Source organism: Rhizobium sp. BK619 (assembly GCF_014195245.1).
Lineage (GTDB): Bacteria > Pseudomonadota > Alphaproteobacteria > Rhizobiales > Rhizobiaceae > Rhizobium > Rhizobium acidisoli.
Map to the genome: position 1 here is coordinate 376,453 of NZ_JACIBH010000005.1, position 25,000 is coordinate 401,452.

General features: G+C 62.3%; 31 protein-coding genes. 16 read left to right on the plus strand and 15 right to left on the minus strand.

Translation table 11 applies throughout. The features are described from left to right. Entirely contained in the window at positions 1 to 963 is a 963-nt protein-coding gene (locus FHX14_RS12135; RefSeq protein ID WP_184377244.1) for a VOC family protein, read from the minus strand. A 27-nt stretch (positions 964 to 990) separates the two neighbouring features. Next, on the minus strand, positions 991 to 1,725 hold the full coding sequence (locus tag FHX14_RS12140) for a PIG-L deacetylase family protein (protein ID WP_184377245.1): 735 nt from the start codon (positions 1,723 to 1,725) through the stop codon (positions 991 to 993). A gap of 286 nt (positions 1,726 to 2,011) precedes the next feature. Here FHX14_RS12140 and FHX14_RS12145 point away from each other — a divergent pair, with 286 nt between their 5' ends. The 7 genes from FHX14_RS12145 (at position 2,012) to FHX14_RS12175 (ending at position 8,990) form a co-directional block, all read left to right on the plus strand. Continuing rightward, the gene (locus tag FHX14_RS12145; protein ID WP_184377246.1) at positions 2,012 to 2,866 is read left to right on the plus strand and encodes a branched-chain amino acid ABC transporter permease; all 855 of its coding nucleotides are present in this window, start codon (positions 2,012 to 2,014) and stop codon (positions 2,864 to 2,866) included. After that, complete coding sequence (locus tag FHX14_RS12150; RefSeq protein ID WP_184377247.1) at positions 2,866 to 3,906, plus strand: branched-chain amino acid ABC transporter permease; 1,041 nt, start codon at positions 2,866 to 2,868, stop codon at positions 3,904 to 3,906. Before FHX14_RS12145 ends, FHX14_RS12150 begins: the two co-directional genes overlap by 1 nt. Continuing rightward, positions 3,903 to 4,658: an ABC transporter ATP-binding protein gene (locus FHX14_RS12155; RefSeq protein WP_184377248.1), complete on the plus strand. Its 756-nt coding sequence runs from the start codon at positions 3,903 to 3,905 to the stop codon at positions 4,656 to 4,658. The genes FHX14_RS12150 and FHX14_RS12155 overlap by 4 nt, the downstream gene beginning before the upstream one ends. Beyond that, the gene (locus tag FHX14_RS12160) at positions 4,651 to 5,361 is read left to right on the plus strand and encodes an ABC transporter ATP-binding protein (protein WP_184377249.1); all 711 of its coding nucleotides are present in this window, start codon (positions 4,651 to 4,653) and stop codon (positions 5,359 to 5,361) included. Before FHX14_RS12155 ends, FHX14_RS12160 begins: the two co-directional genes overlap by 8 nt. 84 nt (positions 5,362 to 5,445) lie before the next feature. Continuing rightward, positions 5,446 to 6,615, plus strand: a complete 1,170-nt coding sequence (locus FHX14_RS12165; RefSeq protein WP_184377250.1) for an ABC transporter substrate-binding protein — start codon at positions 5,446 to 5,448, stop codon at positions 6,613 to 6,615. Positions 6,616 to 6,912: 297 nt separating this feature from the next. Next, a complete protein-coding gene (locus tag FHX14_RS12170; RefSeq protein ID WP_184377251.1) occupies positions 6,913 to 7,794 on the plus strand; it encodes an NAD(P)-dependent oxidoreductase in 882 nt (293 codons plus the stop codon). Next, positions 7,791 to 8,990: a LysR family transcriptional regulator gene (locus FHX14_RS12175; protein WP_184377252.1), complete on the plus strand. Its 1,200-nt coding sequence runs from the start codon at positions 7,791 to 7,793 to the stop codon at positions 8,988 to 8,990. The genes FHX14_RS12170 and FHX14_RS12175 overlap by 4 nt, the downstream gene beginning before the upstream one ends. A 9-nt stretch (positions 8,991 to 8,999) precedes the next feature. On the opposite strand, the gene FHX14_RS12180 is transcribed toward FHX14_RS12175, so the two are convergent. Then, on the minus strand, positions 9,000 to 9,608 hold the full coding sequence (locus FHX14_RS12180) for a LysE/ArgO family amino acid transporter (RefSeq protein ID WP_183690877.1): 609 nt from the start codon (positions 9,606 to 9,608) through the stop codon (positions 9,000 to 9,002). Between the two features lie 99 nt (positions 9,609 to 9,707). Here FHX14_RS12180 and FHX14_RS12185 point away from each other — a divergent pair, with 99 nt between their 5' ends. After that, positions 9,708 to 10,601, plus strand: coding sequence for a LysR family transcriptional regulator ArgP (locus FHX14_RS12185; protein ID WP_184377253.1), 894 nt, complete (start codon positions 9,708 to 9,710; stop codon positions 10,599 to 10,601). A gap of 6 nt (positions 10,602 to 10,607) precedes the next feature. On the opposite strand, the gene FHX14_RS12190 is transcribed toward FHX14_RS12185, so the two are convergent. Together FHX14_RS12190 and greA are read right to left on the minus strand one after the other, a co-directional pair. Next, a complete protein-coding gene (locus FHX14_RS12190; RefSeq protein WP_184377270.1) occupies positions 10,608 to 10,967 on the minus strand; it encodes a hypothetical protein in 360 nt (119 codons plus the stop codon). A gap of 130 nt (positions 10,968 to 11,097) precedes the next feature. After that, the gene (gene greA, locus FHX14_RS12195) at positions 11,098 to 11,580 is read right to left on the minus strand and encodes a transcription elongation factor GreA (protein WP_184377254.1); all 483 of its coding nucleotides are present in this window, start codon (positions 11,578 to 11,580) and stop codon (positions 11,098 to 11,100) included. 233 nt (positions 11,581 to 11,813) lie between these two features. Here greA and FHX14_RS12200 point away from each other — a divergent pair, with 233 nt between their 5' ends. Then, a complete protein-coding gene (locus tag FHX14_RS12200) occupies positions 11,814 to 12,533 on the plus strand; it encodes an MgtC/SapB family protein (RefSeq protein WP_184377255.1) in 720 nt (239 codons plus the stop codon). 38 nt (positions 12,534 to 12,571) lie between these two features. On the opposite strand, the gene FHX14_RS12205 is transcribed toward FHX14_RS12200, so the two are convergent. From FHX14_RS12205 to FHX14_RS12215, 3 genes are read right to left on the minus strand one after another with little or no spacing between them, the layout of a single operon-like run. Continuing rightward, positions 12,572 to 12,757: a DUF3008 family protein gene (locus tag FHX14_RS12205; protein ID WP_003579905.1), complete on the minus strand. Its 186-nt coding sequence runs from the start codon at positions 12,755 to 12,757 to the stop codon at positions 12,572 to 12,574. A gap of 32 nt (positions 12,758 to 12,789) precedes the next feature. Then, entirely contained in the window at positions 12,790 to 12,999 is a 210-nt protein-coding gene (locus FHX14_RS12210) for a DUF2945 domain-containing protein (protein WP_183690884.1), read from the minus strand. 47 nt (positions 13,000 to 13,046) lie between these two features. After that, positions 13,047 to 13,280 carry a DUF2171 domain-containing protein gene (locus FHX14_RS12215; protein WP_012557983.1) on the minus strand — a complete coding sequence of 78 codons (234 nt, stop codon included), beginning with the start codon at positions 13,278 to 13,280 and terminating at the stop codon, positions 13,047 to 13,049. Positions 13,281 to 13,331: 51 nt separating this feature from the next. Here FHX14_RS12215 and FHX14_RS33365 point away from each other — a divergent pair, with 51 nt between their 5' ends. The 3 genes from FHX14_RS33365 (at position 13,332) to FHX14_RS12225 (ending at position 15,074) form a co-directional block, all read left to right on the plus strand. Continuing rightward, the gene (locus FHX14_RS33365) at positions 13,332 to 13,466 is read left to right on the plus strand and encodes a hypothetical protein (RefSeq protein ID WP_280114328.1); all 135 of its coding nucleotides are present in this window, start codon (positions 13,332 to 13,334) and stop codon (positions 13,464 to 13,466) included. Between the two features lie 89 nt (positions 13,467 to 13,555). Beyond that, positions 13,556 to 13,756 (plus strand): hypothetical protein, encoded by a 201-nt coding sequence (locus FHX14_RS12220; RefSeq protein ID WP_003593933.1) that lies wholly within the window; start codon positions 13,556 to 13,558, stop codon positions 13,754 to 13,756. Between the two features lie 295 nt (positions 13,757 to 14,051). Further along, positions 14,052 to 15,074 (plus strand): GlxA family transcriptional regulator, encoded by a 1,023-nt coding sequence (locus tag FHX14_RS12225; RefSeq protein WP_003564299.1) that lies wholly within the window; start codon positions 14,052 to 14,054, stop codon positions 15,072 to 15,074. A 56-nt stretch (positions 15,075 to 15,130) separates the two neighbouring features. On the opposite strand, the gene FHX14_RS12230 is transcribed toward FHX14_RS12225, so the two are convergent. Together FHX14_RS12230 and FHX14_RS12235 are read right to left on the minus strand one after the other, a co-directional pair. Beyond that, the gene (locus tag FHX14_RS12230) at positions 15,131 to 16,462 is read right to left on the minus strand and encodes a diguanylate cyclase (protein ID WP_003593931.1); all 1,332 of its coding nucleotides are present in this window, start codon (positions 16,460 to 16,462) and stop codon (positions 15,131 to 15,133) included. Between the two features lie 186 nt (positions 16,463 to 16,648). Continuing rightward, complete coding sequence (locus FHX14_RS12235) at positions 16,649 to 17,479, minus strand: response regulator (RefSeq protein ID WP_003593930.1); 831 nt, start codon at positions 17,477 to 17,479, stop codon at positions 16,649 to 16,651. A 307-nt stretch (positions 17,480 to 17,786) separates the two neighbouring features. Between FHX14_RS12235 and FHX14_RS12240 the strand changes: the two genes are divergently transcribed. Next, positions 17,787 to 18,770, plus strand: coding sequence for a hypothetical protein (locus FHX14_RS12240; RefSeq protein ID WP_003593929.1), 984 nt, complete (start codon positions 17,787 to 17,789; stop codon positions 18,768 to 18,770). On the opposite strand, the gene FHX14_RS12245 is transcribed toward FHX14_RS12240, so the two are convergent. The 3 genes from FHX14_RS12245 to FHX14_RS12255 all read right to left on the minus strand — a co-directional run bounded on the left by FHX14_RS12245 (position 18,756) and on the right by FHX14_RS12255 (position 20,528). After that, positions 18,756 to 19,367, minus strand: a complete 612-nt coding sequence (locus FHX14_RS12245; RefSeq protein ID WP_172643287.1) for a TetR/AcrR family transcriptional regulator — start codon at positions 19,365 to 19,367, stop codon at positions 18,756 to 18,758. The genes FHX14_RS12240 and FHX14_RS12245 overlap by 15 nt on opposite strands. Before the next feature lie 18 nt (positions 19,368 to 19,385). After that, the gene (locus FHX14_RS12250) at positions 19,386 to 19,889 is read right to left on the minus strand and encodes a DinB family protein (protein ID WP_003593927.1); all 504 of its coding nucleotides are present in this window, start codon (positions 19,887 to 19,889) and stop codon (positions 19,386 to 19,388) included. A 114-nt stretch (positions 19,890 to 20,003) separates the two neighbouring features. Then, the gene (locus tag FHX14_RS12255) at positions 20,004 to 20,528 is read right to left on the minus strand and encodes a DUF6428 family protein (RefSeq protein WP_184377256.1); all 525 of its coding nucleotides are present in this window, start codon (positions 20,526 to 20,528) and stop codon (positions 20,004 to 20,006) included. Positions 20,529 to 20,570: 42 nt separating this feature from the next. Between FHX14_RS12255 and FHX14_RS12260 the strand changes: the two genes are divergently transcribed. The 3 genes from FHX14_RS12260 to arsC are packed head-to-tail and all read left to right on the plus strand — an operon-like array spanning position 20,571 to position 22,083. Then, the gene (locus FHX14_RS12260) at positions 20,571 to 20,966 is read left to right on the plus strand and encodes a metalloregulator ArsR/SmtB family transcription factor (RefSeq protein ID WP_003593925.1); all 396 of its coding nucleotides are present in this window, start codon (positions 20,571 to 20,573) and stop codon (positions 20,964 to 20,966) included. Beyond that, on the plus strand, positions 20,966 to 21,664 hold the full coding sequence (locus FHX14_RS12265) for an MIP/aquaporin family protein (protein WP_003593924.1): 699 nt from the start codon (positions 20,966 to 20,968) through the stop codon (positions 21,662 to 21,664). Before FHX14_RS12260 ends, FHX14_RS12265 begins: the two co-directional genes overlap by 1 nt. Continuing rightward, entirely contained in the window at positions 21,661 to 22,083 is a 423-nt protein-coding gene (gene arsC / locus FHX14_RS12270; protein WP_003593922.1) for an arsenate reductase (glutaredoxin), read from the plus strand. The genes FHX14_RS12265 and arsC overlap by 4 nt, the downstream gene beginning before the upstream one ends. Before the next feature lie 4 nt (positions 22,084 to 22,087). Here arsC and FHX14_RS12275 read toward each other — a convergent pair whose 3' ends face one another. Then, entirely contained in the window at positions 22,088 to 22,354 is a 267-nt protein-coding gene (locus FHX14_RS12275; RefSeq protein ID WP_184377257.1) for a hypothetical protein, read from the minus strand. Between the two features lie 112 nt (positions 22,355 to 22,466). Beyond that, positions 22,467 to 24,998 (minus strand): mechanosensitive ion channel family protein, encoded by a 2,532-nt coding sequence (locus FHX14_RS12280; protein ID WP_003593918.1) that lies wholly within the window; start codon positions 24,996 to 24,998, stop codon positions 22,467 to 22,469. Positions 24,999 to 25,000: the final 2 nt, after the last annotated feature.

Here is a 25,000-nt window from a genome sequence, read left to right on the forward strand (position 1 = left end):
TCATGCTCCGTTCTTGTCCACCGGCGGCGTGCCGTGGGTGTGGAAGGTCTCGATCGTCTTCAGGCCCCAGGCCTGTCCCTTCTTGCGGTCCGCCTCGGTCCAGACGACCGGCTCCCAGTCGGGCGCCAGGATCAGACGCGCACCTGAATTGGCAAGCTCGACGCGATTGCCTGCCGGCTCCCAGACGTAGAGGAAAAACGTGCCCTGGATGGCGTGCTTGTGCGGACCGGTCTCGATATGGACGCCGCTCTCCAGGAAGAGATCGGCAGCCCGGAGGATATCCTCGCGGGTATCGGTCGCGTAGGTGACGTGGTGGAGGCGGGCATTGCCGCGGCCATGCTCCTCGGTGCAGGCAAGGTCATAGCTCTTGTTGTTGATGGTGAACCAGCAGCCTCCCAGCCGGCCGTTGTCGAGCTGGATCATTTCGGTCACCCGGGCTCCCAGGCAGGTTTCCATGAAACGCCTGAACTCGGAAACATCCGACGCCAGAAGATTGAGATGGTCGAGGCGCCGGGGATGGCATCCGCGTCCGTGATAGCGCTGCGCGATGTTTTTCAGCGCCGGTCTCTCACCCTCGGGCGGCTGGTAGCGGACCGTATCGTAATAGATCTCGAACACATGCCCGAACGGATCCTCGAAGCGGAAGGCCCTGTTGTGGCCGAGATCGCCGTCGACCCACCCGAGAACCTTGTAGCCGCTCGCCTCGATCGCCTTCACCCGCCGGTCGAGTGCGGCCTGCGAGGAAGTCCGATAGGCGATGTGCCCGACGCCGGTGGTGTGATGGCGCGTCAGCTTCAGCGTATGGAACTCGTAGTCGTCCCATGCCCTCAGATAGGCGGAGTTCTCGTCCTGGCCGGCAAGGCTCAGGCCATACACCCTGAGAAAGAAGTCGAGACTTTCATCGAACTTGTTCGAATACATCTCGACATGGGCGAGGTGGGCAATGTCGAAACAGGGTTCCATCTATCTTCTATCTCCTCCCTTGGCCGGTCAAAGCTCGTCGACCGTTCGCGGAAAGATTGATTGAAAACCTTCCGCATATTTGGCAGCGCGTCCGCCGGACTGGCCGCCGGAATTGCGCTGGAAATGGTTGGCGCGGTTCTGCGCGACACGGGTGTAGAATTCCCAAAGGTGCTCCTGGCCCTCCATGCATTCGATCGCCGCGCGCTTCTTCTCCCAGACCGGGGTTATGTCGAGGAAGACATCCGGCTTCCAGCCCATCTGCTCGGTCTGATGCGGCTCGAAGAGATAAAGCTGCGGCGCGCCGAGCACTTGCTGCCCGGGATTGTGGCCCCATGCCTGCGCGATCATCCGCGTCTCGAGCGCCACCTGCGTCGCATACATGTGATCAGTGTTGTAAGGATCATACTGGGAATGGCTCAGCATGAAAGCCGGCTGCACCTGCCGGATGACGTCGACCAGGCGGAACTTATCCTCGTCGGTCAGCCGCAGCGGATAATCGCCGAGATCGAAGCTGATGAGGTCATGCACGCCGAGCGCCTTTGCCGCCTTCTCCGACTCGGCCCTGCGGGCCGCCTTCACCTTGTCGAGCGTGATGCCGGGCTCCTTCCACAGCTTGGCGGATTCGCCGCGCTCTCCGAAGGACAGGCACACCACCGTGACGTCGTAACCCCTTTCGGCATGCAGCGCGATCGCGCCGCCGCAGCGCCAGACGAAATCCGCAGCATGAGCGCTGATGACGAGAGCCGTCTTCTTTTCCGACATGAATGTCTCCTTCCTGGTTGGGCAGATTTCATGCCCTGGCCCGCCGTTTGCCAATTTGGAATTGGCGCCGAGCCTATAAGTTTTCGCTATAGGGAATTTTCCAGGCAGGCCATGCCGCCAGCCAACTATAGCTTTTTCTTATATGTCGCCGACCATTTTGAAATGGGCATTTGCCTCATATCCCGACAGCCTAAGGCCAAGATCGGGCTCGCAGCACCATGCCGGGCCCACATACGCACCGGCGCCTCTCCTTCAATCAAGGCGGGCGTCGACGCAGGGAGGATCAATGCTCACCCTTCTTTTCGATGGGCTCGCTTATGGAATGCTGCTGTTCGTGCTGTCGTGCGGGCTGGCCGTCACCCTCGGGCTCATGAATTTCATCAACCTGGCGCATGGCGCCTTCGCCATGGCCGGCGGCTATGTCACCGTCATCCTGACCAACCGGTGGGGCGTGCCCTTCCTGCTGACGCTGCCGATCGCCTTCCTCTTCACCTCGGGCGCCGGCCTGGTTCTCGAGCGGACGCTTTATGCGCGGCTCTATGACAAGACCCATCTCGACCAGGTGCTCTTTTCGATCGGCATCGTCTTCATCACGGTCGCCGGCATCGACTATGTCATGGGTTCCCAGCAGCAGATCCTCAACCTGCCCGATTTCCTGAAGGGGCGCGTCGAGGTTCTCGGCGTCGGCATTGGCGTCTACCGGGCCTTTCTCATCGCCGTCTGCGGTGCGCTGGCGCTGGCGCTGCAATTAGTGCTCGCGAAGACCCGTTTCGGCAGCAGGCTGCGCGCCTCCGTCGACGACCGGCGTGTCGCGCGCGGTGTCGGCATCCGGGTCAACACCATCTTCGCCGTCACCTTCGCCGTCGGCTCCGGCCTTGCCGGCCTCGGCGGCGCGCTCGGCGCCGAAATCATCGGCCTCGACCCGACCTTCCCGCTGAAATTCATGGTCTATTTCCTCATCGTCGTTTCCGTCGGCGGCACCTCGAGCATGACCGGGCCGCTGGTGGCAGCCCTCCTGCTCGGCGTCGCCGATGTTCTCGGCAAATATTACGTCCCCTCCCTCGGCGGCTTCATCATCTACATCGTCCTCGTGGCGGTGCTGGTCATCCGTCCCCAGGGACTTTTCTCGAGGGCCGGCTGATGTTGAGTTCGAATTCGACGCATTCTCTTGCCGCCGATGTGCGCGGCACCCTGAAGCAGCAGGCCCGCTGGGGTATGCTTGAAATCCTGTTCTGGGCGCTCGCGGCTGCCGCCTGGTTCTTCCTGCCGGATGAGCATCTGATCCTGACGGAGATCGTGATCTTCGCGCTGCTTGCCCTGTCGATCGACCTCGTCCTGGGCTATGCCGGCATCGTCACGCTCGGACAGGCGGCAATGTATGGCGTCGGCGCCTATGCGAGCGGTCTCTTCTCCATTCATGTCTCTGGCGAACCGTTGACCGGGCTTCTCGTCGCAGCTCTCGCCGGCGCCGCCGTCGCGCTTCCGACCAGCCTGCTCTTGCTGCGGGGCGCCGATCTGACACGGCTGATGGTAACGCTCGGCGTTGCCGCCGTGCTGCTCGAGATCGCCAACCAGGCCGGCTGGCTGACCGGGGGCGCCGACGGCCTGCAGGGCATCACCATCGAACCGCTCTTCGGCGTGCTCGACTTCGACATCTACGGCCACACCGGCTACGCCTACAGCCTTGCCGTGCTGTTCGTGCTTTTCCTTCTCGCCCGCGTGATCGTCTCCTCGCCGTTCGGCTATTCACTGAAGGCGATCCGCGACAATCCGCTGCGGGCCTCGGCGGTCGGCATTCCCGTCAAGCCGCGGCTGGTCGCAATCTATACGCTTGCCGGCGCCTATGCCGGCATCGCGGGAGCGCTGTTCACCCAGACGCAGCAATTCATCTCACTGGACGCGCTCTCGTTCCAGAAGTCGGCCGACGGCCTCATGGTTCTGATCATCGGCGGCACCGGCTATCTCTATGGTGGCCTTCTCGGCGCGCTGGTCTACGAACTCATCCAGGACGCGCTTTCCTCAGTCACCCCGCAATATTGGCAGTTCTGGCTGGGCATCCTGCTGGTCGCTTTCGTGCTGATCGGGCGCGACCGTCCCCGGCAGCTCGTCCTGCTCCTCGCCGGCAGATTTTCCGCCGTGCGCCGCCTCGAGCCGGCAGCATCGAAAGGCAAAACTCCATGACCGCCCCAGCGCTCGAAACCAGGCATCTCAACAAGACGTTCGGCGCACTGAAGGCGACCACCGATGTCAGTTTCCGCCTCGAAAAAGGTGCGCGCCATGCCCTGATCGGGCCGAACGGCGCCGGCAAGACGACCTTCATTAATCTGCTGACCGGCGTTCTGCCTGCATCGACCGGCGACATTCTCTTGAACGGCGAGAACATCGCCTCGCTCAGGCGCGAGAAACGGGTACGCCGGGGCCTGGTGCGGACGTTCCAGATCAACCAGCTCTTCCCCGGTTTGAGCGTCGTCGAGAGCCTCGCGCTTGTTATCAGCGAACGCCGCGGACGCGGATGGAACTGGTTCCGCCCTGCGACAGCGGCAGTCGGCATCGAAGAGGAAATTGCCATGCTGCTGCGAGATTTCGGCCTCGAAGCCGTCTTCGACCAGCAATGTTCGGCCCTTCCCTACGGCAAGCAGCGGCTGCTCGAGATCGCCCTTGCCATTGCCTGCCGGCCGCAGGTGCTGCTGCTCGACGAGCCGGCCGCCGGCGTGCCCGAGGCCGACCGCAAGGAAGTGATGGCCCGCATCGCAGCCTTGCCCTCCGACGTGTCGATCCTGCTGATCGAGCACGACATGGACCTGGTCTTCAACTTCGCCAACCGCATCTCCGTGCTCGTCGCCGGGGCGCTCTTTGCCGAAGGCAACGTCGATGAAATTTCCAAGGATCAGCGCGTCAAGGAAGTCTATCTCGGAGGTGCGGGTCATGACTGAACTGCTGAAACTTGAATCCCTCTCTTCAGGCTACGGCAAGGCGACCGTCCTCTACGAAGTCAGCCTCTCGGTCGAGCGCGGCAAGGCGTTGGCGCTGCTCGGGCGCAACGGCGTCGGCAAGACGACCACTTTGAACAGCATCGTCGGGCTGACGCGCCACCACTCGGGATCGATCCGGTTGGACGGCGTCGACATCGCCCGGCTGCCGCCCGAACGGCGCGTCGAGGCCGGCATCGGCTGGGTGCCGCAGGAGCGCGGCATCTTCCGCTCCCTGACGGTCGAGGAGAACATCACCGCCGTCGCGCGACCGGGACGATGGACGCTGTCTGCCGCCTACGAGCTGTTCCCGCGCCTGAAGGAGCGCCGCGCCAATCTCGGCAACCAGCTGTCGGGCGGGGAGCAGCAGATGCTGGCGATCGCCCGCGCGCTGGTGCTGAACCCGAAGATCCTGCTGCTCGACGAACCCACCGAAGGCCTGGCACCGATCATCGTCGAGGAGCTGCTGGCGGCGATTCGCAGGATCGTCCGCGAGGAAGGCCTTGCCGCGATCATCGTCGAACAGCACGCCCAGCAGATCCTGGCGATCACCGACGAGGCGATCATCCTCGACCGCGGCAGCGTCGCCCATTCCGGCGAGAGCGCGCAGCTTTCCGAGGACCGTGAAACGCTCGGCCGGTTTCTGGGCGTCGGGGCGGCGGCGTGAGCCGGATTGCTGACCGTTGAAATCAATCAAGCAGATGGCGTGCACGAGAAGGTCTGCACGCCGAATTTCCAAAGGAGGAGAGCAATGAACATGAGAAAGCTTCTAACAGGTGCGCTTGCCGCGCTCTCGGTCGTGGCGGCGTCAGCCGTCACAACCCACGCCGAAGACAGCGTCAAGGTCGGCGTGGTCATTCCGCTGACCGGCGGTTTCCAGTCTAACGGCCGCCAGATGAACGCCGCGCTGAAGGCCTTCGTTGCCACCCATGGCGAGACCGCCGGCGGCAAGAAGGTCGAGTTCATCGTCAAGGACGACGGCAGCTCGCCCGACAATGCGCTGCGCATCTCGCAGGAGCTCGTCACATCGGACCAGGTTTCCGTTCTCACCGGCTTCGGCAATACGCCGACGGCGCTTTCGGTTGCCCAGCTCTCCAAGCGGGCAAAGATTCCGCAGGTCATCATGGTCGCCGCGACCTCGTCGATCATGAAGGCCTCGCCCTATATGCTGCGCACCTCGTGGACCATTCCGCAGGTTGCAAGCGTCATCGGCAAATGGGCGCCGGAAAACGGCGCGAAGAAATTCGTCAGCATCGTTTCCGACTACGGCCCCGGCGCCGATGCAGAGCAGTGGTTCGGCAAGACCCTCGAGGCGAACGGCGGCACCGTCATCTCCAAGCTCAAGGTTCCCCTTGCCAATCCTGATTTCGCACCCTTCCTGCAGCGCGCAGCCGATGAGAAGCCCGAGGCTCTCTTCGTCTTCGTGCCCACCGGCGCGGGTGCTGCCTTTATGAAGCAGTTCGTCGAACGCGGGCTGGACAAATCGGGCATCAAGGTCATCGCCATGGCCGACGTGACGGATGACGATCTGATCAACAACATGGGCGATCCGGCAATCGGCGTCGTTACGGGCGGCCCCTACTCCGCCAACCACGATTCGCCCGAGAACAAGGCCTTCGTCGAGGCATTCAAGAAGAACAATGACGGGATGCGCCCGAACATGGTGGCGGCCGCTGCCTGGGACGCCCTCGACCTGATCTACAAGACGCTCGACAAGACCAAGGGCGACGCCGGCGGCGATGCCTTCGTCGAAGCGGCCAAGGGCATGCAGATCCAGAGCCCGCGCGGCCCGATCTCCATCGATCCCGACACCCGCGACATCGTTCAGGACATCTATATGCGCAAGGTCGAAAAGGTGGACGGCGAGCTGTATAACACGGAATTCCAGACGTTCGAGCACGTCAAGGATCCAGCTCACTAAGGCTGAGAGGGGCGCGGCTGGGCCGCGCTCAGACTGCGGTTGGCACCAGTGGTTGCCCCTCACCCTAACCCTCTCCCCGTTCTAACGGGGAGAGGGGACGTGCCCTGCGAGGCGTTGGTGAGGGACGGAGAGCTTGCGGCATATCCCCTTCGCCCCGCAAGCGGGAAGAAGGTGGCGGCAGCCGGATGAGGGGCTCGCCGATCTCCCAAGCCGGGATATCGCGCAGCAACGCAGGCGTGGCAGAGCCGCGCCTGTCTTACAACATAGGTTCGGGAAAACCTCCGGAAAGGAAAATCCATGTCGGCGATAGCAACGATTGGGTTCGGCGAAGCGGCGCAGGCCTTCGTATCGGGCTGGAGATCCGAGGACGGTGTGTCTCTCGGTCAAATCTCCACCTTCGACATAAAGGTCGAGGCCCCTTCGCTACGCGACAATCTGCGTCACGCCTGCTCGGATCTCGACGTCACCTGTGGGGAAAGCCCCCGACACGCATTGGCTGGCGCCGTCACCGTCTTCAGCCTGGTCACCGCCGACCGTGCGTTGCAAGCGGCGGCGAATGTCGCCGAATTTCTCGAGAGGGACGCCCTCTATCTCGACTGCAACTCCTGCTCCCCCGCAACCAAGGCCGCCGCCGCCAGGCTCGTTGAAGCTGCCGGTGCGGTTTATGTCGATGTCGCGGTGATGTCGCCCGTTCATCCCGCCCGCCATCGCACGCCGCTTTTGCTCTCCGGATCGGAGGCAAAGCGCGCGCATAACATCCTCCTCAGCCTCGGAATGAAACCTGAGATAGCCGGAGACGAGGTCGGCAAGGCCTCTTCGATCAAGATGCTGCGGTCGGTAATGATCAAGGGCTTCGAGGCCCTGACCGCCGAATGCATGCTCGCCGCGCGCCGCGCCGGCGTCGAGAAAGCGGTGCTCGCCTCTCTCCAGGCCTCCGATCCAGGGATAGACTGGACCGCGCGTGCAGCTTACAACCTTGAGCGCATGATTGTTCACGGGAGGCGGCGGGCCGCGGAGATGCAGGAAGTCGCCGCGACACTAAGGGAACTCGGGCTGCCGGATCGCATGGCCGCAGCGGCGGCCGACTGGCAGCGCCAGATCGGCGAACTGGGCATCACAGCGCCGGAGAATTCCGTGGAAGCGCGGGCGGATGCCATCCTGGAGCGGAATCTGACTTGAACCCGACGGCATCTCAGGCATCGCAAGTCCAGCACAATCTCCGCCACCTCCGGGTCTTCCTGGCCGTGGTCGACACCAATTCCGTCACCAGGGCCGCCGATATCTGCCATCTCTCGCAGCCGGCCGTCACCCAGGCGCTCTCCAAGATCGAACGCGGCCTGCGCGCGACACTGTTCACCAGGTCGCCGCAGGGACTGTTCGCCAATGCGCAGGGAGACGTTCTGGCAAAACGCGTGCGAAGAGCCTTCGGCTTTCTCGACCCGGCTCTGAACGAACTCAGCCCGCGCCTTCGCATGGTCGCCACGACCTCGCAGCTGCAGGCCCTCATCGCCGTGCGCGAAGCTGAGAACTTCACCCTTGCAGCGCGCCGGCTCGGGCTGGCGCAGCCGACCGTTCACCGGGCGGTGACACAGCTCGAGGAAGAAGCCGCCCGCCCTCTGTTCGAGCGAACCTCCTATGGCATCGTCGCCACGCGTGCCGCCGGAACGCTCGCCCAGGCGGCACGCCTCGCCTTTGCCGAACTGGCGCAGGCCGAAGTGGATCTCGCCGAGACGCTATCGGAGGAAGCAGGCAGCATCGTCGTCGGCGCGATGCCACTCTCGCGCTCCTTCGTCCTGCCGCGCGCCATTGCCGAGTTCCGCAAGCTGCGTCCGAACACACCTATCCACATTCTCGAAGGGCCTTATGCCGACCTGCTCGCCGGTCTCAGGCGCGGCGAGATCGACTTCCTGATCGGCGCGCTGCGCGAACCCGCACCCATCGGTGACGTCGAGCAGCGCTTCCTGTTCACCGATACGCTTGTCGTCGTCGCCGGCAGCAACCATCCGCTGACGGCGCGATCCACGGTTTCGGTCGAAGAGCTTGCGGCCTATCCCTGGATTGTCGGCCAGCGCGGCACGCCGATCCGGCGGCATTTCGACGCCCTGTTCGAAGGCCTGGAGCGCCGGCCGGCGAGTATCGTCGAATCGAGCTCCCTCATCCTGATGCGCGAACTCTTGAACGGGACGGATCATCTCGGCTGCATTTCCTACCTGCAGGCCCAGGCCGAACTCTCCCGCGGCCTGCTCAAGGCATTGCCGCTCGACCTCGGTCACACCGCCCGGCCGATCGGCCTCACCCTGCGCGTCAACTGGATGCCGACACGCGCGCAGGAACAATTCCTCCAGTTCGTATCGTCGAACCAGGAAACACAGTGAAGAGGGACGTTACATCCCGCCGAGCAGCTTGAAGGCGATGATCCACATGGTGAAAGCGACGAGCGTTTCCAGCATCCGCCAGGACGATGGTTTCGAGAAAATCGGCCGCAGCCAAGTCGCGCCATATCCGAGCGAAAAGAAGAACAGGAAAGAACCCGTCACCGCGCCTGCGGCAAACGACGCCTGCTCACCGGGATAACGCGTCGAGATTGTGCCGAGCAGCACGACCGTATCGAGATAGACATGCGGATTGAGCCAGGTGAGCGCGAGGCAGGTCGCAAGCGTCTGGCGAAAGCTCGAAGTCTTGGCTTCTGCTGCCGAGAGGGTAGCGGATGACCGAAAGGCGGAATAGAGGCTCTTGGCGCCATACCAGGCGAGAAACGCCGCCCCTCCATAACGCATGACCGGATCGAGCCAGGGCATGAACCGGGCGATCTGCTGCAGGCTGGTCACGCCGAGCACGATCAGCACGGCATCGGAGAGCGCGCAGGCGAGGCAGACGACGAAGACATGTTCGTTGCGCAGCCCCTGGCGCAAGATGAAAGCATTCTGCGCGCCGATCGCGACAATCAGACTGAGGCCCATCATCAGGCCGGTGACATAGATCGAAAAATTCATCGCTTCGGCGAACACCCTCACTTCGGTGACGGTGGGGTATCGCCATTTCGAGAATTAGGATAGTTAATCCAACTTAGCCCAATTAAGCGAAACTAATTCATGCTCGATTATCCAGCCCTCCGCGCCGTCGCAACCGTCGTCCAGACCGGCAGCTTTGAACGCGCCGCCGCCATCCTCAACGTCACGCCTTCGGCGATTTCGCAGCGCGTGAAGCAACTTGAAGAGCGTCTCGGCACCGTGCTCATCGTCAGAGGCGCGCCCTGCACGGCAACGGAAAAAGGAGAGTGGCTCTGTCGTCACATGGAGAATGTCGGCATGTTGGAGGCCGAACTCCTCGGGCAGCTGCCGGCGCTCGTCGATCCCGACGCGCCGCGCCAGCGGGTCACCCTTCAGATCGCAACCAATGCCGATAGTCTCGGAACGTGGTTCGTCGAAGCCATGGCGAATTTCGCCAAGAACGCGTCCTACCTCCTGAACATTGCCGTCGACGACCAGGATCACACCGCCGAATGGCTTGAGCGCGGACGGGTGATCGCCGCCGTCACCAGCCTGGAAAAGCCGATCAGAGGATGCCGTCGCTTCGAGCTCGGCGTTCTCCGATATCACGCCACGGCAAGCCCAGATTTCGTTGCGCGCCACTTTCCTGATGGCGTTACCGCCGAAGCGATCCGCAATGCGCCGACCCTGACCTTCAATCAGAAGGACAGGTTGCAGAGCGGCTGGATAAGGCAAACATTCGGACACGATCTCGACCACCCCACCCACTGGCTGCCCTCGACGCAAAGCTTCGTCGAGGCCGCCCTTTCGGGCATGGGCTGGGGAATGAACCCGACCCAGCTGACCCGCGAACATTTCGCCTCAGGCCGGCTGGTGGAACTCGTTCCCGGTACACCGCTGGATATTCCACTGTATTGGCAGATCAACCGCCTCGCCGCCGATCGCCTGGCGGAGCTGACGCGCGAAGTCGTCACGGTGGCGAAGCGCCGCCTCTAGTTGCGATCAAACATAAGCCGTGCGGCTGCCGAACTCGCTGGTCTCGTCGAAATTCTTCGTGCCGATACGGTCGCTTTCGCCGGAGAGCTCCTGCGGAGCCTCAGCGGCTGGCTTCGATGCGGCAGACGCCTCGGTCTTACTGCTCTCGGACGCTTCGAGCTTGGCAATCTTGGCTTCCAGCGTCTCGATGGATTTTTCGATCGTAGCCTTCTCTTTCTCGTCCTTTGTCTGCGACAGGGCTGCCTGCTTTTCTGCAAGCTGCGCCTCGAGAGAAGCAAGTTGATCCGATGAACTGGAAGACGAGGTTGAAGCGGCTGAACTCAAAATGGTGGATGCAGAACTGGAAATTGCGCTGACCATGAGCATGACTTTCGATGATGGAATGTCACCTTCTAGGTCACGATTGGTAAATGCCTCATAAATAAAGTACCAAACAGTACCATTTTTATAACAATAATTGCGTTTCGCTGAATCCGGCACTGCTTGGACTAGCGTCCTACGCGATAGCAATGATCTCCAGCTCCTGGCCGCCGGTCTCCACTACATCGCCGACAGCCTTGCCCATCAGCAACCGCGCCACCGGCGAGACATAGGAAATCGATCCTGCCTTGGGATCGGCCTCGTCCTCGCCGACGATCCGATAGGTCTGCACCCGCCCGTCGTCACGGCTGAAGGTCACCGTGCTGCCGAAGGCAACAGTGTCGGTTGACGCAGGATCGGCCATGAACTGGGCGGTGCGCAGCCTTGCCGCGAGATAGCGCAGATCGCGCAAGGGACCTGCTGCCTGCCGCCGCCGTTCGTTCACGTCTTCTATGGTGCTCGCTGCATCATAAGCCTCGCGCGCCTGCTGGAACTGCAATTCCAGAGCCTTCAGCCCGGCCCCCGTCACCAGGTTCAGATGCGGCGAAACCGGACGATCGGGCAGCAGGGTTTCCGAAGCGGTTTCGAAACTCTCTTCCTTGGTGAAGGCGACGGCCAATTCTGTCCTCCGTTTTGGGCGCAGTGCCCTTTAGTTGACGGGCGAACCGCCCATATTTGAAACCATACATACACCGGCTGCAGCCGAACCGCCAATCTCGACCTGGCGGCGGCGACGCCGGCAACGGGAGCGTTCTGCGCCGCATGGCGTTTGAAGCCCTGATGCATCGAGGCCGAGGAGGATCGAATGCCCGACGAGCAGCGGAAAGGCCGCGATGAAGTCTGGAGCGAAACATGCCCTCGCTCCTGACCGACGCCATGCCGCTGGCCCCGAGCTGGTGGGATATCGCCGCACGCATCGGACTGACGGTCATTGCCGGCGGCCTTATCGGCCTCGACCGCGAGCGCGGCGGCCACGCCGCGGGCTTCAGGACCACGATCCTGGTGGCGCTTGCCGCCTGCATTGCGATGGTCCAGGCGAACCTGCTTCTATCGACCTACGGAAAAACCCTGAGTTTCTTCACCCAGATGGACGTGCTGCGTTTTCCCCTCGGCGTCCTCACAGGCGTCGGCTTCATCGGCGGCGGAGCGATCCTCAGGCGCGGCGACATGATGACCGGCGTCACCACGGCTGCGACCCTGTGGTTCATGACGGTCGTCGGCCTCTGTTTCGGCGGCGGCCAGATCGTCACCGGCACGGTGGCGACCATCGTTGCGTTCATCGTGCTGTCGCCGCTGAAACGCCTGGACAGCTGGCTGCGGTGCGAACGCAAGGCGACACTCGTCGTCTACGGCTCGAGTTCCGATATTCCCGACCTGTCAGCTGTGCTGGACTCTCTTGAATGCAGCGCATTGTTCGTTTCGCTGGGACAGACCGAAGATGGCCGCATCGGCGTGACGTTCGAATTGCGCTGGCTGGCGAAAGATCCGGATGCATCAGCACGCGCAATTCTTTTCGCCGTCTGCGAGACGCACGAGGTCGCCAATTTCTCGATGCATTCGACGACAACGTGAACCGGACGGCGCCACAGTCGCTGCCGCTGTTCTTCAACCTATTTCGAGGCGTGCTCCGGTTTACCCTTTCTTTTGGTGGATGCGAACTCCTCGAGCTGCTTCTCGCTCATGGATTCCTCCATCTGCTTCGAGGCACCCTTGAGTTCCTTCTTGGGCGTTTCGCCCCGCTTGGCCGAGAGTGCGGCACCCGCCGCCTTCTGCTGGGCCTTGGACTTGGCTGGCATATCGATCTCCTTCTCGTTGGGATCAGCAGCCCTTAAAGCTTCCTCAGTTCATCCGGCTTGTGTGCGGCGCGTTTTCCCGATTTGTCGCTCTCGACGATATATTGCGGTTCCGCCGCCGACGCTTTCACCTTGTGACCTTTGATCTTCGTCGGGCTGGCCTGCTTCTTCACCACCTTGCCTTCGGTCTCTCCCTGGCTGGTATCCCAGCTGACTTCATCGCCCTTCTTCAATTGTTTGGACATGTGCGTTCCCTTGATGGGCTGCGGCCGAAGCCGCAGCCAACCGCTCGTCAGTTGATGGTGGCCCACTGGCTGCGGACATCCCTTGCGTTCTTCGACAGGTGAACATGGGCGTCGACGTGATCGACCCAATCGATCGGGATCAGGTGGTGTTTGCCGTCTTCCGAGTCGGTCTTCGTCAGCTTGATGCGGGTGGGACCGTCGAGATGATCGACCGTCCCCATATGAGTGCCGTCGGCAGCCCGCACTTCCATATGTTCTCGGATCTGGTCTGCGGAAATCATCGATTCCTCCTTTGCGTCATTGCTACGAAGCGGCAACGACGTGGAGCGGACATGGTTCCGATGCGTCTTGCCGCAGCAGGAATTATGATTGCCGGGGCCAATCTGGTGACGCGGAACAACCCCACAGTGGTGCAGCGATCATTCAATATCTCTGATGTTATCCATAAACTCTATTCGTTTGAATGATGAGTTCACAGGGGCCATATTAGCATCATGGACATGGACGAACCTCCCATCGATGACCATGTCCCTGACCTAAAGAAAGGAACCGGAAAATGACCACGCTCACCTATCGCGGTGGCGGCAAGCCCTTCACCTCCGGCGCAGGCCGCTTCGATCTGGCAAATTATGCCCGCAAGCTCGTGCTCGCCTGGACCCGCTGGCGGACCGCCCGTGAAATCGAAGCCATGCCCTTCGACATCCGCAAGGATATCGGCTGGCCGAGCACGGACGACAACAAACACCGGACCATGTAATGAATGCGACATTCCTCCTAAGATGAGGGCGGCGTCTGCATCACGCAACGCCGCCTTTTTCGTGGCTTGACCGTTCCTTCCCAGGCCGTTTTCAGCCTTGAAGTTCAGTCGCCTGTCAGCCCGTTCTTTGCTCCATCTGCAGCCCTCCTTGCGGTTTGACTGGCGAGATCGCGACCAATGTCGCATATTTGCTCTTCCCGGCCGCATTTTTCCATGCCAGTGTCGCTTTCAGGACATCGGCGCGACGCATTCCGCGCAACGAATATGTCATCGTCCCTCGAGCATGGATTTCGCTATGAACAGGATGCAGATCAAGAAGCGTTCGCTGGTCTTCTTTATGGTACCGCAATTCACCATGCTGCCCTTTTCGGCGGCCGTGGACACCTTGCGCATCGCCAATCGCATGCTCGGCTACCAGGCCTATACCTGGCGGCTCGCCTCCCTTGATGGGGAGAAAGTCTATTCTTCCTGCGGCATCGGCGTCGAGGCCAATTCCTCGCTCGCCGAAGAGCGCCGCCATCTCGGCGGCGAAAACCGGCCGGGCATGGTGCTCGTCTGTTCCGGCATCGATGTCGAGCAGTTCAACAACAAGTCGGTCAATGCCTGGCTGCGTGAGTGCTACAATCGCGGCGTTGCCGTCGGCAGCCTCTGTACAGGCGCGCATGTGCTGGCGCAGGCCGGCCTGCTGAACGGCAAGCGCTGCGCCATCCACTGGGAAAACCTGCCGGGCTTTTCGGAAGCCTTCCCGCAGGCCGAAGTCTATGCCGATCTCTACGAGATCGACGGCAATCTCTATACCTGCGCCGGCGGCACCGCCTCGCTCGACATGATGCTGAACCTCGTCGGCGAGGATTTCGGCGAAAGCCTCGTCAATCGCATCTGCGAGCAGCACCTGACCGACCGCGTGCGCAACCCGCATGACCGCCAGCGCCTGCCGCTGCGCGCCCGCCTCGGCGTGCAGAACGCCAAGGTGCTGTCGATCATCGAGCTGATGGAAGGCAATCTCGCCGAGCCGCTGTCGCTGATCGAGATCGCCGACGGCGCCGGTCTCTCGCGCCGCCAGATCGAGCGGCTGTTCCGCCAGGAGATGGGCCGCTCGCCGGCCCGCTACTATCTGGAAATCCGCCTCGATCGCGCCCGCCACCTGCTGGTGCAGTCCTCGATGCCCGTCGTCGAGGTCGCAGTCGCCTGCGGCTTCGTCTCGGCATCGCACTTTTCCAAGTGTTATCGCGAACTCTACCATCGCTCGCCGCAGCAGGAGCGCGCCGAGCGTAAGATGACCATGGCGACTGCGCGTCAACAGGCGGTCGCGGCCTGAGAGTTTGAAAGAGCGCGCCGCCTGAAGTGAAAGGGCGGCGCCTTGCCAGAATGGCTCTATTGCGCCGCTTCTTCCGTCATCCTGGCGTCGGAAAAGACTTGGTTGCGGCCTCGGTGCTTGGCCATGTAGAGGAACTGGTCAGCGGCGTTGAGATAGTTCTCGAAGGTTTCGTAGCCCTCGATTTCGGCGATGCCGATCGAGATGGTGACGCCGAGTTCCTCGTCGTCGGCCGTCACCTTCAGCCGCGAGATGTCCGAGCGGATTTCGTCGCAGAGTTTGGTCGCGGCAGCCGAATCCATCTGCGGGAAGAGGATGGCGAATTCTTCGCCGCCAAGCCGCGAGAGAAGATTGTCGCTGCCTTCGAAGATCGTGAACAGCCTGTTTGCGACAGCCTTCAGCACCTTGTCGCCGATCTCGTGGCCATAGGTGTCATTCAGCCGCTTGAAATGGTCGATATCGAGAATGGCCACCGAACTCGGCACTTTCAGCCGCAGGCATTCGTTCACCAGCTTCGGGCCGTTGTCGTAGAAATAGCGGCGGTTGTAGAGGCCGGTCAGGTAGTCGCAGGCCGCCGCGGCCCTCAGCTGGCGCATCTGCGCCAGCGTTTCGGCATTGTTGGCGATGCGGCACTGCAATTCCTCGGCGACGAAGGGCCGGTAGACGAAATCGCTGGCGCCGGCCTTCAGGAAGCTGGCAGACAGCATGCGGTCGTTGGAGGAGGAGACACCGATGACGCGCAGTCTGTCGGAACCGAAGCGATGGCGGATACGCCGCGTCAGCTCGTAGCCGCTCATATCGGGCATATGGTGGTCGGTGACGACGAGTTCGATATCGCTGTAAGCCTCAAGCGCGGCTAGCGCCTCGAGCCCCGAATTTGCCTCGACGACGAGATATTGCTGCGCCTTCAGGAGGTCGACCAGCACCTGGCGCACCGAGACGACATCATCGACGACGAGGACCCGCGTCTTGCGGTTGGAGATCGCCCGCCGAACGGTGGCGACCAGATTGTCGAGCGCGAATTCATTGTCCTTGAGCACATAATCGATGACATTGCGCTCCATGATCCTGTTGCGCGTGTTGAGATCGAATGTCGCGGTAAAGACGATCGCCGGGATATCGTGCTCGATCGTGCAGTCGAGCGCTTCGCCATAGGGCGAATCCGGCAGGTTGAGATCGACGACGGCCATGGTGTAGCCGTGACCGTCCTCGGCAAGTTCTTCGCGAAGAGCCTTTAGCGACGGGCAGGATTTGACTGCAAGGCCGAGCTCGGTCTGGAACCGATGACAGAGCACAGCGGAAAACATCCGGGAATCTTCAACCAGAAGTATCTTGAGCCCGCCTGAACGGAGCCCGATGCCATCTCGCTGAAAATCCGCTTGAAAAGCCACAGCCGCTATTCCCCCATGCGTCCGATGGCCCCGACTCGGCCCTCCCCCCGGCGCGGCGGACGATAACCGAGAGGCCTGCGCGCGTGAAGGGGACAAATGACGGTGTTACTTGTAATTGCAGAAATTCGATGACGGCCTGCGACCGTCATCTCCGCCCGGCTGGCGATGCCGATACTGGAAGGGCCGTCAGGCAACCGCCCGCTCCCTGCGCATCGACTGGATCTGTAGCAGCGTATCGAGGTTCTGGTTGACGCGGCAGTAGAACTCCTCGTCGATGAATGGGCGCAACATGAAATCATTGCCGCCGGCCTTCAGGAACCGCGCTGAAAGCAACCGGTTCGAGGAAGAGGAAACGCCGATGATGCGCAACTCGTGCGAGCCGATATTCGAGCGGATGCGCCGCGTCAGCTCGAAGCCGTCGATGTCGGGCATGTTGTAGTCGGTGATCATCAGGCCGATATCGCGGTTGGCCTTCAGGATCTCCAATGCCTTGGCGCCGTTCTCGGCGGTGCTGACGCGGAAATTATAGCGTTTCAGCCGGCTCGACAGCAGCGCGCGGGCCGTCGCGCTGTCGTCGACGATCAGCACGTGGTGACGATGATTGGTCAGGAACCGGCAAATCGATTCCGCCAGAAGGTCGACGGCGAAGATATTGTCCTTGAGGATATAGTCGACAATGTCCTTGGCCATCAGCTTGTCGCGCATGCCATCATGGAAGGTGCCGGTAAAGACGATGGTCGGGATGGAAAGATCGACCAGATATTCAAGCGCTTCGCCGTTTTCGGCGCCGGGCAGGTTGATGTTCGAGATTGCCAGCGTGATCGGATCGGAAGACTTGTCGTAAGAAAACTGCAGATCCTCGAAGCTGCGGCAGATCTCGACGTCAATGTCGAACAGCTCCTTGAGGCGTTTGCTGATCATCGAGGTGAATACGTTGGAATCTTCCGCGACAATAATACGCGCGCCGGCAAACATTTCCCCGGAATATTGCATCCCCGAAATACCTAGAAACGCCATAGCAAACCTTTGATGTAAAATCTGTCCCCGGATCAATTTGGTACATCAATTGATTTGAGTAATTATTAATCGGCGCGCCCGCATATGAAACGAAGAAGCGGCCCGATGCGACCGTCTTCGATTTCTTGCAGATATGATTAAGAAATCAGACGCGAAGCGCAACGGTCTCAGCAGGACGGAGCCGGAACCTCGAAGGACGGAGACGGGTGCTGGGCGACCGGGTGAGATGCCCACTCCCCTCGGCTGGCAGCGCCCGGCCGAAGCGACTATAAATGCGGCATCGACCGACCCGCCGAGAGGTTCTCCCATGACCCAATCCGACCCGGTGATCGAATGGCTCCTCGATTCCGACCCGTCGATCCGGTGGCAGGTAATGCGTGACCTCATCGACACCCCCGAGCGCAATTGGATGGCCGAGCGGGCGAAAGTCGAGACCGAAGGTTGGGGTGCAAGGCTGCTTGCCTGCCGGGACGAGGACGGGCAATGGGCCGGCGGCGCTTTCCTGCCCGCCGGTTTCGATCCCCGGGAATGGCGCGAGCGCGGCCAGCCGTGGACGGCCACGACCTTTTCGCTGTCGCAACTCAGGGAATTCGGTCTCGATCCTGCCTGCGAGCAGGCCAGGCGCGCCGTCGAATTGATTGGCGCCAATGCCCGTTGGGAAGAAGGCGGCCAGCCCTATTGGCAAGGCGAAGTCGAAGAATGCATCAACGGCCGCACCGTCGCCGACGGCGCTTACTTCGGCATCGACGTCTCCGCCATCGTCGACAGGCTGGCCGGCGAGCGTCTCGACGACGGCGGCTGGAACTGCGAGCGAACCCGCGGCTCTATTCGCTCGTCCTTCGCCAGCACCATTAATGTGCTGGAAGGGCTGCTGGAGTTCGAGAAATCGACCGGCGGCACGCTCCGATCGCGGGAGGCGCGCCGGACGGGCGAAGAATTCCTGCTCGAGCGCCACCTTTTTCGCCGTCTCGGCACCGGCAAGCCGGCCGACGAGCGCTTTCTGCACTTCCTGCACCCGAACCGCTGGCGCTACGACATTCTGCGCGCCCTCGATTATTTCCGCGCCAGCACCATCCTGACCGGCGCCGCTCCCGATCACCGCCTCGGCGAGGCGATCGAGCATCTGCGCTCCCGGCGCCTTCAGGACGGCCGCTGGCCGCTCGACTGGAGCCTGCCGGGGCGTGTGTGGTGCGAGGTCGACGACGGGCAAGGCGAGCCCTCGCGATGGATCACGCTCCGCGCGATGCGGGTGCTCAGATGGTGGGACGCTCAGCTCTCAATCGATGCCTGACGCCAGGCCCAGCGCACGCAGGAAATGCGCCTCGATCTTGCGCATCAATTCGCCGCGGTCGGCAGGTGTCTCGCCGACGGACTGATTGACCACGCCGTGCAGGGCATTGAACAGGAATACCGCCGTAAAGCCGGGATCGTCGACCGACCAGGCATTTCCGGCTGCTCCGGCGGCGAGCAGTTCGCTCAGATGGTCGATCAGAATGTTGCGCGAAAGCCCTTCCCGCGTTGCGGGGGGCTCGCCCACGAAGGCCAGATGATGCAGCCCGGCCGCGTCGAGATAACCACTGGCGCATGCCGTCGACCAGGCGGCGAGCTTACTGCGCCAATCCTGACCCTTCCGGCCTTCGACCGCCGCGACGATGCCATCGAGCACGCCCTGCACGAAACGGCCGCGCAGTGCCAGGAGAACATCGGCCTTCGAGGAAAACTGCAGGTAGAAGGTGCCCTTGGCGACCCCGGCCCCCGCCGTGATCTCTTCGATCGTGGTCTGTTCCAGGCCCTTTTCCAGGAAAAGCCGCTCGGCCGAACGCATCAGCTCGTCGCGCCGCTCTTCGGCAGGCTTGGTTCTCGGCTTTGCAACGGGATCGGTCGGCATCGGCGGGACCATCCAGGCTCACTGACGGCGCGCGGGATCGGCTCTGTGCAGGTAGCCGGCAAACACGTCGCGCATCGCGGTGCTCTCGATATCAGGCAGCAACCGGCCGACCTCGCCGCGATGATAACCGGCATGCGTCACCACATGGGCCAGCATTTCCTCGCGGGACATGCGCCCGGCCCCGCCATCGGTGAAGGTGAAATCGACGACCTCCTCCATTTCGTCAGGCGTCATGCGCGCGGTGTAGTCGACATACCAGCGGTCCGTCTCGCGGATATCCGAGGCCAGCTGCGCCAAAGGCGGCGCTTGGCTGCTCCAGCTCGCGGTGTAGGAATGACCCAGCCGCTGAAGATTGGCGGCAAAGATGCGGTCAACGAGATGGGCATGATTGAGCACGCGAAGGGCTGACTGAAAGGCATCCGAGCGCGCCTCCTTGCCGAGCGCGCTCAGCGCGTCGAGAAGCTCATCGTCGACGCCGGCTTTGTATCGGAACAGGGAGTTCAACAGGGTCTTGGCGCTCATGGCGATCTCCGGGATGAAAGGGGCGGCGCCGACATCACGCCGGCGCCTCACATTTACCCGACTGACTGGCGGTCAGTCAACGGAGTATCGGCCGCACGTGGCGCCATTTCGTTCCTAGGCGCAGCAGGCGCTCCCAGCCGCTGATGGGCTGCAGCAGGCCGCAGCCGTCCTGTTTTCTTCGGCAAGCCACCGGTCACGCGGCTTGCAGCTTGCCGGCCGCGGTGAAAGCGCCACATGCACGGCGCCGGCGCGAAGAACCGGCATCGCCGCGCAATAGAGCTGCATCGGCCGCACGCCGTCGCTGACTTCGAAGGTGAGCTTGGCCGAAGCGTCGAGCCGCACATGCTCCGTCACCTTGCGGACGATCGTGCAGAACTTGCCGGCCGGCATGTGCTTGCGGTCGCCTTCCTCGATATCCCAGAGCTGGATGAAGATCTCGCTCCAAGCCTCGGGATTGGCGCCGCAATCGAGACCCGCGAATTGGCCCGCCTTGACCTCGGTGATATGGTAGCCTGATTTCACCGGCTCCCCATCGTAGTAGAAAATCAGCGGCGCATCCTTTTTGGCGGCAAGCATATCGAGCAGCACGCCGAGACTGATATCGTTTTCCTGATTTTTTCCGTTGTCGATCGCGTTCATATCGGCTAATCCTCACTTCAACGATTCAAGGATTATTGAAATATGGATCAGCGTCAAGCCCTCGCCGCCTTCAGCGCGCTTTCGCAGGAAACCCGCCTGCACATCATCCGCATGCTGGTTGTCTCCGGCCCGGACGGAATGGCGGCGGGCGCCATCGCGGAAAAGGCGGAGGTCTCGCCATCCAATGTCTCGTTCCATCTGAAGGAGCTGGAACGTGCCGGCCTGATTGCCCAGCAGCGCGAATCCCGCTCGATCATCTACACCGCCAGTTACGAGAGGCTCGGCGGCTTGATCCGTTTCCTGATGGAAGATTGCTGCGGCGGAAACCCTGAGATCTGCGCGCCGGCTGCCGCCGTCGCGGCATGCTGTTCCACCGCGATGAAGGGAGACCTTGCAATGACCCCGAGCACGACCGCAAAAGCGGCGACGGCCGACTGATGGCGCCGTTCGATCTGCAGCGCCGACTGGTCGCAGAGGCCATCGGCACCGCCATGCTGGTCGCAACCGTCGTCGGGTCCGGCATCATGGCGACGTCGCTGACCGAGGATGTCGGGCTTGCCCTGCTCGGCAACACGCTCGCGACCGGCGCCATGCTGGTAGTGCTGATCACCGTGCTCGGGCCGATCTCCGGTGCCCATTTCAACCCGGCCGTCTCACTGGTCTTCGCAATGTTGCGTTCGCTGCCGAAACGCGACCTCACGGGATATGTGCTGGCACAGATTGCCGGCGGCGTGGCAGGGACGATCGCCGCCCACCTGATGTTCGAACTCCCGCTCGTCGAATTCTCCAGCAAGGTTCGCACCGGCGGCGCACAATGGTTCTCCGAAGGTGTGGCGACCTTCGGCCTGGTCGCGGTCATTCTCGCCGGCATCCGGTTCGAGCAGAAAGCGGTGCCATGGCTGGTCGGCCTCTACATCACCGCCGCGTATTGGTTCACCGCCTCCACCTCGTTCGCCAACCCGGCCGTTGCGCTCGCCCGCTCCCTGACCAACACTTTTTCCGGCATCCGCCCGGTCGATCTTCCGGGCTTCTGGCTTGCCGAAATCGCCGGCGCGCTCCTTGCGCTCATTCTTTTCACCTGGCTGCTGCAGCCGGCTGAGACATCGTCAATCCTATCCAGTGAGGCGAAGCTATGAACGTCACCATCTACCACAATCCGGCATGCGGCACCTCGCGCAATACGCTGGCGATGATCCGCAATGCAGGCATCGAACCCACCGTCATCGAATACGTCAAGACCCCGCCCTCGCGGGAGGAACTGGCTCGAATGATCGCCGATGCCGGCCTCACCGTGCGTGAAGCCATTCGCCAGAAGGATACGCCCTATGCCGAACTCGGCCTCGACAATCCCGATCTGACCGACGACCAGCTTCTCCAAGCCATGCTCGCGCAGCCGATCCTGATCAACCGCCCCTTCGTCGTGACACCGCTCGGCACGCGCCTGTCACGGCCATCCGAACTGGTTCTGGAAATCCTGCCGGAGACCCACAAGGGCGCCTTTACCAAGGAAGACGGCGAGAAAGTGCTGGACGCCGAGGGGAAACGGATCGTCTGATCCGCTACTTGACGACCGCCGAGCCCTTGACGATTTCGATCGTCTCGCCGCCATCGAGCCCGATGCGGTCGCCGTCGGGCGCCGTCATGAAACAGCCGGAGGAGCAGAGGCTTTCCGAAGCCCCGGCATCAACCACCACCTCGACGCGCTGGCCGCTCTCGGTGATGACGAGCACCACTGCAGCTGGATCGGTGTTGGTGATGGATGCCGCCTGGACCGCGGGCGCGGCAAGCAGCGGGACAAGCAGAACGGCGGCAAACCTTGCCATCATGTGCGGCGGCGCAGACGCGCCCTCCCCTCGAACGACCGGTGCTGCCCTCGGCAGCGATCCCGATGCTGGAGATCATGCACATAGACCTGTGAATGATGGCTGAATGAGCCGTTCAGCTCTTCAGGCTGCCATCCGCCGTCCGCCCGCGCAGCTGCCGCACCGGCCGCTCCTCTTCCTCGATGGGCTTGTTCTTTGGATCGTCTCGGCCGTCCGTCTGCTCCTTGACGGCATTAGCAAGGACAGGCAGAGCATCGCGATGGATGGTGAGGTCGCTCTGCGGCAGCGGGATCTCGATACCTTCGGCCTTGAAGCGCCGGAGGATCTCGATCCTGAGATTGTTGCGCACCGTCATGCCGTCGCCCATATCGGCGAGGAAGAAGCGCAGCTCGAAATCAAGCGAATAGGGTCCGAAGCGCAGGAATTCGACGTGCGGCTCGGGATTGCGCATGACGAGCGGTATCTTCGCCGTCAGCTCCAGCAGAATATCCATCACCTGCTGCGGATCGGCATTGTAGCTGACGGAAACCGGAATTTCCGAGCGGCCGATCTTGTTGCGGTGCGTCCAGTTGCCGACCAGACCGTTGATCAGCTCCGAATTCGGCACGATGATCGACTGCTTGCGGAAAGTCTCGATCTCGGTGGCACGAACCGAGATGCGTTTGACGATGCCTTCGGCCGTGCCCGACACGACATGATCGCCGACCTTGAACGGCCGTTCGACGAGCAGGATCAGGCCGGAGACGAAGTTGGAGACGATGTTCTGCAGGCCGAAACCGATACCGACGGAGAGCGCCGAGGCGACGAGTGCGAAGCTCGAGAGATCGATGCCGGCGGCCGAGACGCCGATGATCGCGGCGATGCCGACGCCGAGATAGCCGATGCCCGTCTTGACCGAATTGCGGACGCCGAGATCGACATGGCTTCTTGCCATGACATTGCCGTCGAGCCAGCGCTGCAGCCAGCGTGTCAGCAGGTAGACGCCGGCAAACAGCAGGATGCCGGTGCAGATGCCGAGCAGCGAGATACTGATGCCGCCGAGCCTGACCTCGGTAAACAGCCGATAGGCGATAATCTGCAGATCCTGCACATGAAAGCCCCAGAGCAGCAGGATCAGCGGGACGCCGATAATCAGCGCCACGGCATAGATGGCAAGGCCGACGAGCAGGCCGGCCTGGTCGATCGCCACCGGCCCGAGATTGAAGCGGCGCGTCAGGAAGCGGGCGAAGAAGGTGTCGCCGAAGCTTTCCTGCCTTGAAATCGCTTTGCCGGAAAGCAGGCCGACATACATGGTGGCGACAACAGCACCGGTGATGATGAGCTGCGTGGCGACGAAGCGCGCGAGCCCGACATACCCCGTCAGCGCGGCGATGATCAGGCTGGCGCCGACGACCCGCAGGATGATCGCCATGCCGCGCGGCCAATGTCTGCCCGGCGCGTCGGGATCGCCGTTCCTTGCCAACATCGGCTTGCCGAAGGAGACCGTGATCAGGATCATGCCGATGATCAGCGCCGCAAACAGGCTTCGGATCACGGTCAGCACCAGCGGCGAGCCCATCGCCTCGCTGACGGTGCCGAAAAGATAGTCGAGCCCGTTGACCACAGCCATCGCCAGCAGGCAATAGCCGATCGAGCGGGCGCCGAGATTGGAAAGCCGCACAAGCCGCCAGCGCGGCTCGCGCGGCGCGAAGATGGCGTTGACGAAGCGGCCGACGAAATAGACGAGGCCGATCGTTCCGAACAGCGCGCCGATGACCGGCGCGATATCCGGTCTCAGCACGTTGAAGCCGTTGAGGAAGAAGAACGAGGTGACGAGCAGCACTGACAGCGCCATCGTGCGGATCAGTGTCGACCAGAAGGCGATCGATAACCGCCCGATATAGGACGGCTCCTCGACAGCCTCATCGCGGCGCAGATATGCGCCGAACAGCCGATAGCTGCCGGAAAGCAGGATGAGCGCCGAGGCGAGCGACAGGAAGATCGCGGCAAACATCGGAAAACGCTTGAATTTCCAGACGAACACCGCCCAACTCGACAGAGCCTGCGAGAATTCGCTGATCTCGTGCACGAAGGCGCCGGCGGCATCGTCGATCACCGAAGCGGAGACCTCGGTCCGCTTGAAAAGCGTATCGGCAAACAGCTGCCGCCGCATCTCGATGATTTGGTTGACGAGCTTCGTCACCGCAATCGACAGGTTTTCGGCGTCGCCCGTCACCGCGTTGATCTGCGCCCGCTCGGCGGCGAGCGTATTGCGCTCCTGGGTGACGATCTCGGCTTCGGGAGGCTGCCCGTCCTTCGGCGGATCGCCGATCTCGGCAAGCCGGTTCTTGATCTGGTCGAAACGCGGCCTGAGATTGACCGATATGGTGATGACGGCGCGGCTGAGCTCGTCGGCCTTGGTCGCAAGCCCGACCAGCGCATCGTCATTGTCGGCATTCTGCTTGACGCCGTCCTGAAGCGCCGTCAGCTGAACCTTCGCCTTGTCGATCTCCTTCGCCGCCTGGTCGAACGGGGTATCGACAGGCGCCGGCGCGGCCGCCTGCGTCTGCGCTTCCTGCGCGAAGGCCGCGGCACCCTCGAAATGCGCGCCGGCGAGCGCCAGCGTCACGAGAAGAATGGTGCGAAGCAGGATGGACCTCAGCCGCAAAA

Excerpts from the sequence above, each read along its gene's own strand:
- FHX14_RS12260 (WP_003593925.1), top strand. The coding sequence starts at position 20,571 with ATGGATCAGCGTCAAGCCCTCGCCGCCTTCAGCGCGCTTTCGCAGGAA.
- FHX14_RS12210 (WP_183690884.1), bottom strand. The coding sequence starts at position 12,999 with ATGTCCAAACAATTGAAGAAGGGCGATGAAGTCAGCTGGGATACCAGC.
- FHX14_RS12165 (WP_184377250.1), top strand. The coding sequence starts at position 5,446 with ATGAACATGAGAAAGCTTCTAACAGGTGCGCTTGCCGCGCTCTCGGTC.
- FHX14_RS12250 (WP_003593927.1), bottom strand. The coding sequence starts at position 19,889 with ATGAGCGCCAAGACCCTGTTGAACTCCCTGTTCCGATACAAAGCCGGC.
- FHX14_RS33365 (WP_280114328.1), top strand. The coding sequence starts at position 13,332 with ATGGTTCCGATGCGTCTTGCCGCAGCAGGAATTATGATTGCCGGGGCC.
- FHX14_RS12160 (WP_184377249.1), top strand. The coding sequence starts at position 4,651 with ATGACTGAACTGCTGAAACTTGAATCCCTCTCTTCAGGCTACGGCAAG.
- FHX14_RS12185 (WP_184377253.1), top strand. The coding sequence starts at position 9,708 with ATGCTCGATTATCCAGCCCTCCGCGCCGTCGCAACCGTCGTCCAGACC.
- FHX14_RS12180 (WP_183690877.1), bottom strand. The coding sequence starts at position 9,608 with ATGAATTTTTCGATCTATGTCACCGGCCTGATGATGGGCCTCAGTCTG.
- FHX14_RS12265 (WP_003593924.1), top strand. The coding sequence starts at position 20,966 with ATGGCGCCGTTCGATCTGCAGCGCCGACTGGTCGCAGAGGCCATCGGC.
- FHX14_RS12135 (WP_184377244.1), bottom strand. The coding sequence starts at position 963 with ATGGAACCCTGTTTCGACATTGCCCACCTCGCCCATGTCGAGATGTAT.
- FHX14_RS12245 (WP_172643287.1), bottom strand. The coding sequence starts at position 19,367 with ATGCCGACCGATCCCGTTGCAAAGCCGAGAACCAAGCCTGCCGAAGAG.
- FHX14_RS12145 (WP_184377246.1), top strand. The coding sequence starts at position 2,012 with ATGCTCACCCTTCTTTTCGATGGGCTCGCTTATGGAATGCTGCTGTTC.
- FHX14_RS12215 (WP_012557983.1), bottom strand. The coding sequence starts at position 13,280 with ATGATTTCCGCAGACCAGATCCGAGAACATATGGAAGTGCGGGCTGCC.
- FHX14_RS12140 (WP_184377245.1), bottom strand. The coding sequence starts at position 1,725 with ATGTCGGAAAAGAAGACGGCTCTCGTCATCAGCGCTCATGCTGCGGAT.
- FHX14_RS12255 (WP_184377256.1), bottom strand. The coding sequence starts at position 20,528 with ATGAACGCGATCGACAACGGAAAAAATCAGGAAAACGATATCAGTCTC.
- FHX14_RS12235 (WP_003593930.1), bottom strand. The coding sequence starts at position 17,479 with ATGGCGTTTCTAGGTATTTCGGGGATGCAATATTCCGGGGAAATGTTT.
- FHX14_RS12190 (WP_184377270.1), bottom strand. The coding sequence starts at position 10,967 with ATGCTCATGGTCAGCGCAATTTCCAGTTCTGCATCCACCATTTTGAGT.
- FHX14_RS12150 (WP_184377247.1), top strand. The coding sequence starts at position 2,866 with ATGTTGAGTTCGAATTCGACGCATTCTCTTGCCGCCGATGTGCGCGGC.
- FHX14_RS12205 (WP_003579905.1), bottom strand. The coding sequence starts at position 12,757 with ATGCCAGCCAAGTCCAAGGCCCAGCAGAAGGCGGCGGGTGCCGCACTC.
- FHX14_RS12240 (WP_003593929.1), top strand. The coding sequence starts at position 17,787 with ATGACCCAATCCGACCCGGTGATCGAATGGCTCCTCGATTCCGACCCG.
- arsC (WP_003593922.1), top strand. The coding sequence starts at position 21,661 with ATGAACGTCACCATCTACCACAATCCGGCATGCGGCACCTCGCGCAAT.
- FHX14_RS12220 (WP_003593933.1), top strand. The coding sequence starts at position 13,556 with ATGACCACGCTCACCTATCGCGGTGGCGGCAAGCCCTTCACCTCCGGC.
- FHX14_RS12155 (WP_184377248.1), top strand. The coding sequence starts at position 3,903 with ATGACCGCCCCAGCGCTCGAAACCAGGCATCTCAACAAGACGTTCGGC.
- FHX14_RS12225 (WP_003564299.1), top strand. The coding sequence starts at position 14,052 with ATGAACAGGATGCAGATCAAGAAGCGTTCGCTGGTCTTCTTTATGGTA.
- FHX14_RS12200 (WP_184377255.1), top strand. The coding sequence starts at position 11,814 with ATGCCCTCGCTCCTGACCGACGCCATGCCGCTGGCCCCGAGCTGGTGG.
- FHX14_RS12275 (WP_184377257.1), bottom strand. The coding sequence starts at position 22,354 with ATGATGGCAAGGTTTGCCGCCGTTCTGCTTGTCCCGCTGCTTGCCGCG.
- FHX14_RS12170 (WP_184377251.1), top strand. The coding sequence starts at position 6,913 with ATGTCGGCGATAGCAACGATTGGGTTCGGCGAAGCGGCGCAGGCCTTC.